Here is a 13,793-nt window from a genome sequence, read left to right on the forward strand (position 1 = left end):
GACGATCTTTGTATAAATACCAACATGGGGGTGAAGTTTTGTGGAGAATGTTTCAGTGCTATTTGCTTTTACGGCAGGGATGTTATCGTTTTTATCGCCCTGTGTATTTCCGCTGATTCCAGCTTATGTCGCTAATCTTACCGGTTCAACACTTGGAAATAATAAGATCGAGGTATCCAAGGGATTGTTGCTGGCCCGTTCCTTCAGTTTTATTCTGGGATTTAGTATAATCTTTGTGATAATGGGAGCTTCGGCCAGTGCCTTGGGCCAGATTTTCAGCCATAACCGGGATATTATTCAAAAAATAAGCGGACTCCTAATTATTATTTTTGGATTACAAATGGCGGGAATTCTAAAGCTACGTTTTCTGATGAGGGAAAAACGCTGGGAAGCTAAACAAACAGGGGAAAAAAATATTTGGCGTTCTTTTATTTTGGGTATGTCATTTGGAGCTGGTTGGACCCCTTGTGTTGGTTTAGCCTTGTCTTCGATTCTCCTTTTGGCTGGTTCTGCCAATACCGTTTATAGTGGGATGATGATGCTTTTTGTTTATTCGTTGGGTTTAGGCATTCCCTTTCTGGCGATTTCAGTGATCATTACCTATTCTTTACGGTTCGTAAAAAAAATCAATCGGAGTTTGGGACTGCTTTCCAAAATTAATGGTTGGATTCTCATTGGTATGGGCCTATTGTTATATACAGATCAACTGCAAAAGATTAGTGCCTGGCTGACCAGCTTTAGCTTTTTTATATATTAGTTGGAAGGAAGATTGACAATGAAAAAATATTTAGCGATTGTAGTTTTGATTGGATTAGTGATTTGGGGGATGTATGATGTGGAAGGGAATAAGAATAAGAGTCAAGATTCGCCAGCGGCCAATTCAGCCAGTGTAGAGAACGCAAAGTCCGCTTCAACTTCTGCGGGAGCGTCAACAAATACACATCAAGGACAGTCGTTGACTGTTGGCCTGGAAAATGGGAACCTGGCACCGGATTTTGAACTGCAGAGTGTAAATGGGGAAACCGTGAAGCTCTCCAGTTTGAGAGGGAAGAAGGTCATTGTCAACTTTTGGGCAAGCTGGTGTCCCCCCTGCCGCTTGGAGATGCCGGAAATGGAAAACTATTATGCCAAGAATAAAAATACGGGGTTTGAAATTCTCGCCGTCAATTTAACTTCAGCAGAAAAGAGTCTGGCAGAGGTTACCTCATTTATGAAGGCAGATGGTATAACATTCCCGGTACTTCTGGATAAAAGCGGAGATGCAGCTCGCTTATATAATATATCGTCAATCCCTGCCAGCTTCATCCTGGATTCTCAGGGGATAATCCGTGATAAAATTGTCGGACCTATGACCAATGATTCTCTGCAAGAAATGTTGGGTACCATAAAATAAGGCAGTTGTTTTTAGGCCTTATAGAGATATAGTATCGTGGTTAAGATTCACTGCTGAACGGATGGAGGCGTGTTCATGACACCAAAGGGGAAATCTGTACTTATTGTTGAAGACGATGCTAAAATCCGCCAATTGGTTAAAGTATACTTGAAAAGAGAAGGGTATGAAGCCTTGGAAGCAGAAGACGGGGAAGAGGCTTTGGAAATGTTTAAACAATTAGATCCCTGTTTGCTGATTCTCGATCTTATGTTGCCCAAGTTGAGCGGAGAAGAAGTTTGTACTATGATCCGAACAGACTTGAGAAGCGCTGTGCCAATTATTATGTTAACGGCTAAAGTCGAAGAGGCAGAACGTATTCAGGGATTAAAAATGGGCGCGGATGATTATGTCACAAAGCCTTTCAGTCCACAAGAATTGGTGACAAGAGTCGAGGTCGTTTTGCGGCGAACCGCCCAGAACTGCAGGAAAATATCTTACAGGGGACTGACTCTGAAACCGTTAAAGGGAGAAATTCATTACAAAGGAGAATCCCTTGTTTTGACGCACCATGAATTTCGCTTATTGTATTTTCTTATGAGTCATCCCGACCAGATCTTAACCAGAGAACAAATTGTGGACGAACTTTATCCGCATCAGGAAAAAATCGTTACAGAAAGAACAGTCGATGTGCATGTCGGGAAATTGCGGGAAAAACTCAGATATGATGGTAACCATGAAATCATTGAAACGGTCAGGGGAATGGGGTATCGTTTTGTTGCCTACTAAGGGCCTGTTTTTTTGGCGAAGGAGTATTCTGCTTAAGTTAATTCTGATTAATTTGCTTGTAATTGCTATTGTTATTTGGCTGGCAGGCGTTTCTGTAAAGGATTTTGCCTGTTTGCTGACTAAGCAGTATCAAGTTATGGGCGGAGCATCAGGTAGTTTATTTGACCAGACTATGCAATTTTATTTAATACGGGCAATTATTTTGGCAGTCATCGTGGCTTGTATCCTTTACTATTTTCTGGTGCGAAAGTTAATCTTACCGTTACAGAACTTGGGAGTTACTGCTCAAAAGATGGCCAGAGGGGAGTTTTATCCTTGTCCAGAAATCTCAGCGGATGATGAAATAGGCCGCCTTATTTCTGACTTTAATCATTTATCTGTTAAGCTGCAGCAGACAGAGGAACTTCGAAAGAAAATGGTGAGCGATATAGCGCATGAACTGAGGACACCGCTTACTAACTTGACAGGGTATCTGGAAGCTTTAGACACTGGCGTGATTCAGGGGAACCAGGAACTATACCATTCATTGCATGAGGAAGCACTGCATTTGACCGGCTTGGTGGAAGAACTTCATCAATTAAATATTTGGGAATCCAAAAGACTGGGGTGGAATGAACTGCAGATAATTCCTGTAGAAAATGTTATTGCCTCAGCGTTAAAAGGCTTTGAACTTGAATTGGATCAGCGGCAAATAAAAGTAGAAGCGAATATCCAAGCTGCCAATATTTTAGGAAATAAAGAGGGCCTTAAACAGGTTATCGCCAATCTGCTGAAAAATGTTCAGAAATATGATCGGGGCGGCTGGGTGAAAATCGCGGGGAAACTAGAGAACCATGTTTATAAAGTGGTGGTGACCAATTTGGGTCAACCCATTCCTGAAGACAAAGCTGATCAGGTGTTTAAGCGTTTTTACCGTTTGGACTCCTCACGTAATCGCAAGACAGGAGGAGTGGGCCTTGGGCTGGCGATCGTTAAAGAAATTATTAACCAACACCGGGGAGAGGTCGGTTTAACTTCGAGAGAAGATGAACATTCTTTCTGGTTTACGGTTCAATTGGCAAATGAAGCAGAGGAGAACTAGGCGATGAATATTTCTTAACTTAGAAGATCATCCTTTTACGTTAGGTGCTTGTCCGCTGAGAATGTCAATGGGAACCGTATTACAAGAAGTGGCGGGGTTATTTCCTGATTGCAAACGTTTAGGATGTTGAGGGTTTAGTGATAGAAATTTGTTTACATAAACAGACCGACAGTTTTGAACTGAACCCCTAAATACGGACATTGAAAGAAAAAGACCTCCTATTGTAGAATTAGAAACTGCAATAGGAGGTTTTGTTTCGAGTCTCTTAATGCTACATTTTTGAAGTTGTCACTAAGGATTCCGGATTTATATTTGCCGACTTGGAATCGATTAAGGCCGTAAGTAAATAGGTGCCGACACAGGCAATCCACTCAAAATAAATGACATTGGAAACAACACGAATGGCCGGAACCAGCTGCCATAGGACAATGACTATGATTCCAACTAAAGTGGTAAAGAAAGCTGAATTCTTACGTGCAAGCCCTGGGGCAAAAATAGTAAATAAGAAGACCACAGTGAAGGCTGTTGTGAGACTAAGGCCAACCATGAGGGTTTTTAATATTCCTGCGACATTCATAGCTAAGAAGAAGGTTAGGAGACCAAGGATGATGACCGATGCTTTAGTGATCATTGCATATTGTTTTTCGCTGACATTGGGGTTAATAAAACGTTTATAGATATCCTGTGCGAATAAGGTTGCCGAACCAAGCAACAAGCTTCCTGCCGTCGACACATCGGCCGCCCATAATGCTGCAAGAGTAATTCCAGCGAGAAGGGGGTTTAAACTCATAATAATTTTAGGCATCGCTAAGGTAGCACTCATCGAAGGATAGGCAACTCTGGCAGCCATTCCAATAAGTGCGGATAAAAAGCCAATTGGAATCATCAGCATCCCACCGATGACAAAGCCTCGGCGTGCAGTTTTTATATCCTTAGCTCCACAAGAGATTTGGACGATACTTTGGGTTGACATCCCCATGGTAATCATTACAGCAAGCCAGCCAACAATGATACCCCAACCCAGGCCTGCTACCGGATGAAAATAGGGAACATTTGGGGGAAGTTTTAGGGCAAGCTGATGGATTCCTCCTTGACTAATTACGGTAAAAATCGCGGCGACTGTAATTCCGATATATATGAGGAGTACACTTAAAATATTAGCTAACCCCGCAGACCACATTCCACCAACAAAGGTAATGCCGATAAACACGATGGCACTCATAATCATACCACTTTTCAGGGTAAAGATTGAGGGTAACATGGAGGCAAGAATCGCTCCTCCGGCAAGGTATTGGAGTGAAGTGATGACGAGTTGAATGGTGATTTGGCTCGCTACACTAATGACTCTGCCTTTAGCATCATAGAATCGCTCAAACATTTCGGGAACTGTAGTAATATTAAGCCTGCGATAATGTCCCGCCGCTACAAATCCCATAATAATAGCCCCGAGTCCCCAAGCAACATTGTACCAACCTGCAGCTAGTCCCACTGAGTAAGCTTGTTCAGAAACACCAATCGTTGATGCTCCCCCAATGGCGAGACCAGTAATCGATACGGCCACAAGAAGAGTTGTCAACTGACGTCCTGCCAGTAAATACCCGTCCTTCCCCTTTGCGGCAAGTCTACGAGCATAAGCACTAATCGCAAACAAAGCAACGATATAGAGTCCAACAATAATCATGGGCACGTTCATTCCTACCATCCTCCTTTATCTTAGTGAACTCGTCAGCTTAAGCTGAACATCGGGGCCTTACCATGGGGACCCTACCTCACCTGAAGTTAACGAAGAATCCACCTCCACTTATAGAAATGGGGTTTAAAAAATTGGATAAATTTTCAAACCATTATCGAAAGTTTAAAGCCCGTTTGTGGTTTATTTTCGCCGTACCCTAAATTAGGTGACTTTAACCATTTGAATTAATTAAGGGTATGGTGCTTCCGCCATAAGGCATAATTATTGTTTTATACTTTGGGTTTGCAATATCAGCTAGCTTAAAGGCCTCATCCAGAGAGTTGGTACCAAGGATACCCATTGGTTCCACAAGCTCGGGGGCAATTGAAGAATAGAGAATTACTTTAGCCTTACGGGTAGATTCAACAGCAGCATAGAAGATATAACCTGGTATGGTGAAATTCCTGCGCAGTTCGGGATCAAGACTACCATTTTTTAAAGGATTACTCCAGCTAAAGAACTCGTCTGCTCCAGCTCCTTCGCGGCATTCAGCAAGCAAGAGAATAGTTCCTCCTGGTTTAACGGCCAAAGCTGCATTGAATAATGACTTCGTTGATTGATAAAGAGAGATGTCCTTAGGAAATCCTCCACAGCTCGCAATGACTAAATCCGCTAGTTCAGGGATTGAAACTCCAAACTTTTCGTCCGCCCATCGGCATCCTTCTTCCCAAGCGGTAAGCCAATGCCCTCCGACAAGCTTGGCGATATCTCCATTAGTATCAATAATAGAATTGATAAGAAAATCAGGATTTACAAACTCTGTGCATTCAACCATATCTAAGTGTAAGGGATTATTGAGAACTGCTCCTACTCCGATCAGCGGATTGGATTGTTCTGCTTCGGGGTCAAGAGAATGCAAATGATTCTGAGCAATGGTTTTGCGGCTTGATACTCCGGGAACAACAGATTTGCGGCCTCCGCCAAAGCCTGCCATCAAATGGTGGACAATTCCACCGGTTAAAATGACCTTCCGGTCTATGACCAGCTTATTCACTTCTACCTCAGTTCCGCGGGAGGTCGTTCCAACATACACCATCTCTGAATGATCACAATCGTGATCAATAACTTCTAATCGCTTGAATAAGTTTTCGCCAATAATTCGCTTCTTTTCCTCCGGTGTTCCTCCTCGATGAGTTCCGGTAGCCACGAGGACAACAATATCTTTGTCGGGAATTCCCAGTTGGTTAAGTCGATCAACGACAGGAGGCAAATATTGTGAGAGCCGAATAAGACGAGTGATGTCACTTACAACAATGGTTACCTTATCTCCTGCCTGGAAGAGCTCATTAAAGGGCTTAGAGTCTATTGGCTGTTCCAGCAAGTTATTAACTTCTTGATCAATATTACTAACTGGGGTTAGGTCCTGTGTTTTAAGAATCTTAATTAAATTTTCTTCCGGAAGTTGAACCTCAATTCCTGTCTCACCATATTTAAGTCTGTAGCTATGCAACGTCTCCATACCTCCTAAAAACATAACACCCCATAGGGTGTAGATTTCGGTCAATTTAATTACCATACGATAACTGATGAGTATTATTGCTATTATACAACAGTTTTGTTGCAAATTAAACCATATTTCATTCTTTTTTGTCCAAAGAAATCAGCACAAGAAAGAATTCTAAAGCCAAAGGTTTGGTAACGTCTAAATAATAAGATAACAAGATAACCGAGGGGGTTGCGATCTGTAAAGAGGCTGCCTTACTCGGTTGTTCAATGCCATCGCTAAAACTGGACATAGACTACAAATTAATGGTTGACAGGCTGGCAGAATCCTCCTAAAATGGAATGCGAGTAAAAATACAACCGAATGCATAAAATTTCGCGAAAGTCAGGGACATAAAAATGAAAATAGTGTTCGGGCATGGTAAATATATTCGCGGAGAAGGTTTGATCGACCAAATTGGAGACCATGTAGGTCCTTTTGGCAAAAAGGTATGCTTGTTTGGCGGCAAAACATCGTTATCGATCGTATCTGCTCCGATAACGAAAGAACTAACACAGCATGGCTTTGAGATGCTTCCTCCTATTTGGTATGGTGGAGAATGTAGTGAGCGGAATATTTACAGCCTAAAAAATCAAGTTGAGGAGTTTCATCCCGATGTTCTTCTTGTTGCTGGCGGCGGTAAGGCACTTGATACCATTAAAGCTTTGGGATATCTGCTGGATCTTCCGGTGATTGCAATTCCCACGATTGCTTCGACTTGCGCCGCAGGAACTTGTATATCCATTCTTTATGATGATAAGGGAGAATTTCTGGAGATCAGTCGTAATTCCAAGAATCCAGATCTGATCTTAGTGGATACTCAAATTATTCGTAATGCACCTGTACGATATCTGATTTCCGGGATCGGCGATACGTTAGCAAAATGGTTTGAATCCAAGGCTTCAAATCAAAAAGCGGTACCAAATGCTTTTAATGGTAGTGCCGTTGAGTTAGCCCGATTTGTTTATGAACTTTTATTAAAGGAAGGAAAACAAGCGACCGAGTCGATACGTAAGGGAGTTGTTTCCAAAGAACTTGACGATGTTATCGATGCTATCATCGCTGTGAGCGGCAGTATCAGTAACTATGGCGGAGATGATTGCCGGACTGCTGGAGCTCATGCTGTCTATTCGGGACTCACTATTTTTCCGGAGATTCATGAGGTGTATCACGGGGAAATTGTTGCCTTCGGAATTTTAACGCAGTTAGCTATGGAAGGTTGTCCGGATGAAGAGATACAGGACGTCATTGCTTACCTTCGACAGGTAAATTTACCCTGCACCTTAGGCGAGATGGGAATTGAATCTTCTCATATCTCAGAAGAACAATGGCAAATCCTTGGCAATGTTACTGTCGAGATTGAGGATATGGCTAATATGCCCTTTGAAGTGACTCCCCAAATGGTGATCGCTGGAATTCGCCGAGCGGATGAACTGGGGAGGAGGAGACAATTCAATGGATGTTAAAAACATCGTCCGCAAGGTATATCCTAAGTTGACACCTTATACGTGCGAGCTGGCAGATTTGCCAGTCGAAGAAATTAAAACGGTTCTTGGTCGGGAGACAGTATATAAGTTATCCTTTAATGAAAGCCCGTTAGGCCCGTCTCCCAAAGCGATTCAAGCGATGACGGATTCTCTGAGTAATTTAAACCTTTATCCCAGCTCAGCAGGGGAATCGATCATGAAGAAGATTGCTGAGATCGAGGGTATTAACTCAAAGCAGGTTATCCTTTCCAATGGTGCTGATGAAATGATCATACTTATAGCTCAAACGTTTTTGGAGCCTGAGGATGAGGTCATTATCCCGAAATTGAGTTTCATTCAGTACCTGGCGGCAACGAATCTAATGGGAGCTAAACCGGTTTTTTCTGAAATGAAAGAAGATCATTCTTATGATTTAGAAGATATTCTTAGCAGAATAACCTTAAAGACAAAGGCTATTTTTTTGTGCAATCCCAACAATCCGACGGGTACTATAATCTCTAAAATAGATTTTGTGAATTTTTTAAGTAAAGTACCAGATCATATTCTGGTCGTTATTGATGAAGCCTACCAGGAATATGCTGTTTCACATGAGTTTGAATCCGGCGTTCGTTATTTAACGGAGCATAAGTTCCTTTTTATAGTCCGAACCTTTTCCAAGGCTTATTCTTTAGCCGGTGCGCGCCTTGGGTATGGACTTGGAACAACGGAAGTGATTGAGGCCATTAACCATGTACGTCCGCCCTTTAATGTCAATGCCATTGTCCAGGCGGGAGCCTTAGCAAGCTTAGAGGACATAGAACATCTTCAGGAAGCAAGGACCCTCAATAACGAGGGAAAAGAGCTGATGTATGAGGCCTTTGAATCCTTGGGGTTACCTTATCAAAAAAGCAATACTAATTTTGTCTTCGTGGATACCAAAAAGGATAGTAACCTAATCTTTCAAAAATTAGCTGAGTATGGAGTCATTATAAGGACATTAAAGGGTTACGGGCTGGATACATATATTCGGGTGTCTGTAGGGAGGCGTGAGGGAGTCCTTGCTTTTGTTAAAGCCTTAAAAGAAATCATATCCGAAGTGTAAATGCCAGTTTTAAAAATATGATATTTTATTTAGTAAACGTCCAAAGCGGAAGGAGAAACGATATGAAAAAGATTATGGCTCTGGTTTTAACCTTGGTTCTGATGCTGAGTTTAGCAGGTTGTGGCGCTTCAAGCGCTTCTAATGGGAAAACTGAAGAAGGGCAGGCAACGGCCCAAAAAGCTCCCTTAAAAATAACCTTGCCGACCTGGACCGGTTATGGCCCTCTATTCCTGGCTCAGGAAAAGGGACTTTTCAAAAAACATGGAGTTGATGTTGAGTTAAGCATTGTTGACGGTTTAGCTGAGCGTAAGCAAGCTTTAGCCGGTGGTAAGGTTGATGGCATGGCGACAGCTCAAGATGTTCAGGTTACCTTAGCTGCATCTGAAATTCCTGTTCAAGTTGTATGGATGCTCGATGATTCGAACGGTGGGGACGGAATTCTGGTTAAGAAAGATATAAATTCCCCTGCCGACTTAAAAGGTAAGAAAGTCGCTTACGAAGTTGGTTCAACTAGTCAATTATTAATGATGACTGAGCTGAAAAAAGCTGGTCTAACAGATAAAGATGTCACTGTAGTACCTATGTCAGCAGGAGATGCCGGAGCAGCTTTTATGGCGGGAAAAGTCGATGCAGCGGTTACTTGGGAACCATGGCTTTCTAAAGGAGCAAGCGCCAACGGTAAACTGTTAGTTACTACTAAGGAGCTTCCGGGAATTATTATGGACAGCATTAGCTTTAGAAAAGATGTCGTTGAAAAACGACCCGATGATGTAAAGGCCTTTGTTGCTGCCATGTCAGACGCAATGGACTATTGGCAAGCTCACAAAGACGAATCGGATAAAATCATGGCTGATGGCCTAAAAATCGATTTAAAAGAGTTTACCTCGACAGTTCCCGGACTCAAGTTCTTTAACAAAGATGACAACAAAAAATTATTTGGAACGAGTGCAAACCCCGGTTCTATTTATCAGTTTACTAAGAACGACATTAATTTTTACTTAGAACAAAAGGTAATCGATAAAGCCATTACTCCAGAAAGTATTATCAATTCCAAGTTTGTCGAAGGACTATAGGAATGAATTAAACAAGGAGTGCCCGCAAGGGCCTCCTTATTTAATGTAGTTAAGAAGTGGGAGCATTATGATTGGATAAATACTGTGAAAGGGGGAGTAGTGATGTGGAAAAATATTTTTGCCCCGAAAAAGGAAATTTCTAAAGGGTTATATTCTTCAGCGGGGCTTTTAGCATTTATTTTATTTGTTTTGACTTGGTCTCTGCTTAGTTATTCTGGAATTGTGAATCCGCTCTTTCTTCCTAGCCCTGGTAAGGTCATCAACACAGCCATCAGTCTTTTTTCTCAAGGGGATATTTTCAAGGATATTGGGATTAGTTTTACAAGGGTGGCCTTAGGATTTTTGTTGGCGGCAATTATCGGTGTTCCCTTAGGAATCCTGATGGGAACGCTGCGAATTATGGAAGGATTTTTAGAGCCCTTAATGGGTTTTATTCGTTATATGCCGGCTTCAGCGTTCATTCCCTTGTTCATTTTGTGGATTGGTTTAGATGAAGGGGAAAAAATGAGCGTTATTTTCTTTGGAACTTTCTTTCAGTTAACGCTGATGGTTATGGATGTGACTAAGAATGTTCAAAATGAATTAATCGAAGTTTCCTATACGCTGGGAGCAAGTAAAGCGAAAATCTTTAGTAAAGTGATTCTCCCGGCATCACTTCCCGGTATCGTGGATACTCTACGGATTACTTTTGGCTGGGCGTGGACGTATTTAGTCGTGGCTGAGATTGTTGGGGCATCGAGTGGCTTAGGCTACATGATTATGCAGTCTTCGAGATTTTTAAGATCAGATAAAATTTTTGTGGGAATCATAATTATCGGTTTGCTAGGTCTAGTGACGGACATAATCTTCAAGTTCATCTATCGGGCTTCATTTTCATGGATGAGAAAGGAGGGAGTGTAGTTGGATCATAAACTTGTCATTGACCAGGTAGGCAAAGTATTTTCGACCAAAGGTGGAGAAATGGTTGCCCTCGATCGTACGTCGTTTAAGGTAAAAGAAGGCGAGTTTATCACGATTCTTGGTCCTTCAGGGTGCGGGAAATCCACCATTCTAAGGATTGTGGCGGGCCTTGAAGAACCAAGTTCGGGAAAGGTCTATCTTGATGGACATGAGGTTAAAGGTCCTGGCTCTGACCGGGGTATGGTCTTCCAGTCCTATACCCTTTATCCATGGTTAACCGTGGAAGATAATATCACGTTTGGCTTGAGACTCAAGGGAACTTCGCGCAAACAATGTAAAGAAGTGGCTCAACATTATCTTGAGCTTATTGGGTTAAGTGGGTTTGAAAAACACTATCCGATTCAATTATCCGGGGGGATGAAACAGCGGGTGGCGATTGCCCGGGCGCTAGCGAATGATCCTGAAATACTCTTAATGGATGAACCGTTTGGTGCCTTGGATGCTCAAACTCGGAGCATTATGCAGGAGATCCTGCTCAAGGTATGGGAAGAGTCTAAGAAGACGATTCTTTTTATTACTCATGACGTGGAAGAGTCTATCTTTTTGGCAGATTCCGTTTATGTCATGACAGCCAGGCCTGGACGTTTAAAAGAGAACATTCCTGTAAATCTGCCTAGGCCTCGCGATTATAATATTAAGAGCAGTTCAGAATTCTTAAATCTTAAAACACAGTTACTCGATCTTATACGTGAAGAAACTTTAAAAGCCCTTAAGTAGGGAGTGATAGGGATGGAGTTTAAGCTAGCTCTTCTAGCTGTAAAGGACGTTGAAAAGTCTAAACAGTTTTATAAAGACCTATTTGATCAAGAAGTTGTTCTTGATTTGGGCAAAAATGTAACCTTTAGCGGCGGTTTCGCTATTCAGGAGGATTTTGCCTGGTTGACGAACTTATCGTCAGGATCAGTTATTAAAAAATCAAATAATATGGAATTGTATTTTGAGGTTGAGGATTTTGAGGAGTTTATTGCTAAGCTTAGTGCTTATGAGTCAATTGAATACGTTCATCTGCCGAAGAAATATGAATGGCAGCAAAGAGTAGTTCGTATATATGATCCTGACTATCACATGATTGAAATCGGTGAGTCCATGGCGGTTATTGCCAGACGTTATCTTGCTAAGGGCTATTCAATTGAAGAAACGTCGAAAATTATTCAGCATCCTAGAGAGTTTGTAAAGAAATGTATCACTATTTAGAGGACGCTACGGCGTCCTCTTGCTATTTGGAACATACTATAAATAAAGAACGGGACCCTTGCATAATGAATATCTATCCGTTTTTATAAATGAAACCCTGCATATAAGTGGATTCGAACCACTATTTATGCAGGGTTTTGTTTAATGAGGGGCGTTTATGCAGTTTAACCCCCCCTGTACATTAAGGTTTTGTACATCTCAAGTTTCGTAGTAGTGGTTGATGTTATTGAAAATTAAGGGCAGCATTAAGCCTTAATCTTCTCCCTTAAGATTTTAGGAATATCCGTTGGAGTTTCAGCAACATAGCCGCCTGCTTTTGTAATTGCATCTATTTTGCTTTTGGCCGAACCCCGTCCTCGCTCGACAATATTGGAGGCGTGAGAAAAGCGCTGTCCCTCTGGAGCCCAGGCACCGGCTACATAAATAACGAAGGGCTTAGTAAACTGGCCTGAGGCAATTACTTCAGCACATTCCTCTTCTTGTGATCCCCCAATTTCAGCATAGACAGCAACCCCTGCTGTTTCCGGATCAGCTTCAAAGTAAGGAAGAAGATCTGCCATGGACGTTCCAAGTACCGGTTCCGTACCGGTATGCACCACGGTACTTACGCCAAAACCGCCTTCCCGCAAGACCCAGGGAATCGTCCCTGACTGTCCTCCGCTGCGGGAAAATACTCCAATGTTTCCCCTTTGGAAAAATTTATTAGCCCAGTCGACGTTGCCCCCGAGCCAACCGACAACCGCCTCTCCAGGAGTAATAATTCCGATAGACCCCGGTCCAATGACGCGTGAACCTTTCATTTGAGCGTAAGCTATCATTTCCATTATATCGTGAATTGGCGTTCCCTCAACACAAGGAATGATGTATTTAACTCCAGCATCTGCCGCCTCCATAACAGCGGTTTTTAGCCCCCTTCCAGGGACAAAGAGTACGCTGAAGTCTATTTCACCGTGTTCACGCGCAATTTCTTTGACCGTGTTATAGACGGGAACTCCATGGATTTCTTCACCCGCCTTGCCGGGGCTCGTTCCTCCAATCAGTTTAGTTCCATATTCTTTCATATATTTTGTACGAACTGATCCTTCACGTCCGGTAATCCCTTGGACAATGACTTTCGTATCGTTACTTATCAAAATGCCCATATTCTATCCCTCATTTTCCTAAAATCTTATCACAAAGTCTGATGTTTTAGATTAGCTTTATTCAGTTTTAAAGCCCTGATGTTCAGCTTTAGCTAAACGAGTTCACTTAGGCCTGTTGACGCTTTTGAAGATATTCATCGAATCCATTAATCGGAATCTCAATTCGAATTGCGTCCTTGCCTTTAAAGTGACAGGCAAACTCACAGGCCAAGCATTCCGTACCCAGGCGCAAAATCTCTTCCTGACTGCGCCGGCTGACAGAGGCCCTGCCTTCAACATCAATTTCTAATATGCCTCTGGCAAATTTCTTACAAGCTTCGGCACAGGCCTTTGTTTCGCAACTTGGGCACTTACTGGTGTCAATTTTAATCGTACAGCTTTTCTCTGCAAATTCCATCATGA

General features: G+C 42.3%; 15 protein-coding genes. 10 read left to right on the forward strand and 5 right to left on the reverse strand.

What is annotated here, in order from left to right; genetic code table 11:
* Window positions 1–40 precede the first annotated feature (40 nt).
* The 4 genes from ACPUYX_RS01665 (at window position 41) to ACPUYX_RS01680 (ending at window position 3,239) form a co-directional block, all read left to right on the forward strand.
* A complete protein-coding gene (locus ACPUYX_RS01665; RefSeq protein ID WP_426378007.1) occupies window positions 41–757 on the forward strand; it encodes a cytochrome c biogenesis CcdA family protein in 717 nt (238 codons plus the stop codon).
* Between the two features lie 18 nt (window positions 758–775).
* A complete protein-coding gene (locus ACPUYX_RS01670; protein ID WP_426378008.1) occupies window positions 776–1,393 on the forward strand; it encodes a peroxiredoxin family protein in 618 nt (205 codons plus the stop codon).
* A 75-nt stretch (window positions 1,394–1,468) separates the two neighbouring features.
* The gene (locus ACPUYX_RS01675; RefSeq protein ID WP_426378009.1) at window positions 1,469–2,158 is read left to right on the forward strand and encodes a response regulator; all 690 of its coding nucleotides are present in this window, start codon (window positions 1,469–1,471) and stop codon (window positions 2,156–2,158) included.
* The gene (locus ACPUYX_RS01680) at window positions 2,106–3,239 is read left to right on the forward strand and encodes a sensor histidine kinase (protein WP_426378010.1); all 1,134 of its coding nucleotides are present in this window, start codon (window positions 2,106–2,108) and stop codon (window positions 3,237–3,239) included. The genes ACPUYX_RS01675 and ACPUYX_RS01680 overlap by 53 nt, the downstream gene beginning before the upstream one ends.
* A gap of 27 nt (window positions 3,240–3,266) precedes the next feature.
* Here the strand turns inward: ACPUYX_RS01680 and ACPUYX_RS01685 are convergent, their stop codons facing one another.
* The 3 genes from ACPUYX_RS01685 to larA all read right to left on the reverse strand — a co-directional run bounded on the left by ACPUYX_RS01685 (window position 3,267) and on the right by larA (window position 6,421).
* Window positions 3,267–3,440 (reverse strand): hypothetical protein, encoded by a 174-nt coding sequence (locus tag ACPUYX_RS01685; protein WP_426378011.1) that lies wholly within the window; start codon window positions 3,438–3,440, stop codon window positions 3,267–3,269.
* A 70-nt stretch (window positions 3,441–3,510) separates the two neighbouring features.
* Complete coding sequence (locus tag ACPUYX_RS01690; protein ID WP_426378012.1) at window positions 3,511–4,932, reverse strand: sodium:solute symporter family protein; 1,422 nt, start codon at window positions 4,930–4,932, stop codon at window positions 3,511–3,513.
* A 211-nt stretch (window positions 4,933–5,143) separates the two neighbouring features.
* Complete coding sequence (gene larA / locus ACPUYX_RS01695) at window positions 5,144–6,421, reverse strand: nickel-dependent lactate racemase (RefSeq protein ID WP_426378013.1); 1,278 nt, start codon at window positions 6,419–6,421, stop codon at window positions 5,144–5,146.
* Between the two features lie 392 nt (window positions 6,422–6,813).
* On the opposite strand from larA, the gene ACPUYX_RS01700 reads away from it, so the two are divergent.
* The 6 genes from ACPUYX_RS01700 to ACPUYX_RS01725 all read left to right on the forward strand — a co-directional run bounded on the left by ACPUYX_RS01700 (window position 6,814) and on the right by ACPUYX_RS01725 (window position 12,249).
* Window positions 6,814–7,920, forward strand: a complete 1,107-nt coding sequence (locus tag ACPUYX_RS01700; RefSeq protein ID WP_426378014.1) for an iron-containing alcohol dehydrogenase family protein — start codon at window positions 6,814–6,816, stop codon at window positions 7,918–7,920.
* On the forward strand, window positions 7,910–9,022 hold the full coding sequence (hisC, locus tag ACPUYX_RS01705) for a histidinol-phosphate transaminase (protein ID WP_426378015.1): 1,113 nt from the start codon (window positions 7,910–7,912) through the stop codon (window positions 9,020–9,022). Before ACPUYX_RS01700 ends, hisC begins: the two co-directional genes overlap by 11 nt.
* A gap of 62 nt (window positions 9,023–9,084) precedes the next feature.
* Window positions 9,085–10,095, forward strand: a complete 1,011-nt coding sequence (locus ACPUYX_RS01710; protein ID WP_426378016.1) for an ABC transporter substrate-binding protein — start codon at window positions 9,085–9,087, stop codon at window positions 10,093–10,095.
* Window positions 10,096–10,197: 102 nt separating this feature from the next.
* Window positions 10,198–10,995, forward strand: coding sequence for an ABC transporter permease (locus ACPUYX_RS01715; RefSeq protein ID WP_426378017.1), 798 nt, complete (start codon window positions 10,198–10,200; stop codon window positions 10,993–10,995).
* Complete coding sequence (locus tag ACPUYX_RS01720) at window positions 10,996–11,772, forward strand: ABC transporter ATP-binding protein (protein ID WP_426378018.1); 777 nt, start codon at window positions 10,996–10,998, stop codon at window positions 11,770–11,772.
* 12 nt (window positions 11,773–11,784) lie between these two features.
* On the forward strand, window positions 11,785–12,249 hold the full coding sequence (locus ACPUYX_RS01725; RefSeq protein ID WP_426378019.1) for a glyoxalase/bleomycin resistance/dioxygenase family protein: 465 nt from the start codon (window positions 11,785–11,787) through the stop codon (window positions 12,247–12,249).
* A 245-nt stretch (window positions 12,250–12,494) separates the two neighbouring features.
* On the opposite strand, the gene ACPUYX_RS01730 is transcribed toward ACPUYX_RS01725, so the two are convergent.
* A complete protein-coding gene (locus ACPUYX_RS01730) occupies window positions 12,495–13,391 on the reverse strand; it encodes a succinate--CoA ligase subunit alpha (RefSeq protein ID WP_426378020.1) in 897 nt (298 codons plus the stop codon).
* A 106-nt stretch (window positions 13,392–13,497) separates the two neighbouring features.
* Window positions 13,498–13,791 (reverse strand): hypothetical protein, encoded by a 294-nt coding sequence (locus ACPUYX_RS01735; RefSeq protein WP_426378021.1) that lies wholly within the window; start codon window positions 13,789–13,791, stop codon window positions 13,498–13,500.
* Window positions 13,792–13,793: the final 2 nt, after the last annotated feature.

Source organism: Desulfosporosinus sp. SYSU MS00001 (genome assembly GCF_049943955.1).
Taxonomy (GTDB): domain Bacteria; phylum Bacillota; class Desulfitobacteriia; order Desulfitobacteriales; family Desulfitobacteriaceae; genus Desulfosporosinus.

What these genes read in the sequence shown, in the direction of transcription:
- ACPUYX_RS01670 (WP_426378008.1), top strand. Translation starts at nt 776, where the DNA reads ATGAAAAAATATTTAGCGATTGTAGTTTTGATTGGATTAGTGATTTGG.
- ACPUYX_RS01675 (WP_426378009.1), top strand. Translation starts at nt 1,469, where the DNA reads ATGACACCAAAGGGGAAATCTGTACTTATTGTTGAAGACGATGCTAAA.
- ACPUYX_RS01680 (WP_426378010.1), top strand. Translation starts at nt 2,106, where the DNA reads ATGAAATCATTGAAACGGTCAGGGGAATGGGGTATCGTTTTGTTGCCT.
- ACPUYX_RS01685 (WP_426378011.1), bottom strand. Translation starts at nt 3,440, where the DNA reads ATGTCCGTATTTAGGGGTTCAGTTCAAAACTGTCGGTCTGTTTATGTA.
- ACPUYX_RS01690 (WP_426378012.1), bottom strand. Translation starts at nt 4,932, where the DNA reads ATGAACGTGCCCATGATTATTGTTGGACTCTATATCGTTGCTTTGTTT.
- ACPUYX_RS01700 (WP_426378014.1), top strand. Translation starts at nt 6,814, where the DNA reads ATGAAAATAGTGTTCGGGCATGGTAAATATATTCGCGGAGAAGGTTTG.
- hisC (WP_426378015.1), top strand. Translation starts at nt 7,910, where the DNA reads ATGGATGTTAAAAACATCGTCCGCAAGGTATATCCTAAGTTGACACCT.
- ACPUYX_RS01710 (WP_426378016.1), top strand. Translation starts at nt 9,085, where the DNA reads ATGAAAAAGATTATGGCTCTGGTTTTAACCTTGGTTCTGATGCTGAGT.
- ACPUYX_RS01715 (WP_426378017.1), top strand. Translation starts at nt 10,198, where the DNA reads ATGTGGAAAAATATTTTTGCCCCGAAAAAGGAAATTTCTAAAGGGTTA.
- ACPUYX_RS01725 (WP_426378019.1), top strand. Translation starts at nt 11,785, where the DNA reads ATGGAGTTTAAGCTAGCTCTTCTAGCTGTAAAGGACGTTGAAAAGTCT.
- ACPUYX_RS01730 (WP_426378020.1), bottom strand. Translation starts at nt 13,391, where the DNA reads ATGGGCATTTTGATAAGTAACGATACGAAAGTCATTGTCCAAGGGATT.
- ACPUYX_RS01735 (WP_426378021.1), bottom strand. Translation starts at nt 13,791, where the DNA reads ATGATGGAATTTGCAGAGAAAAGCTGTACGATTAAAATTGACACCAGT.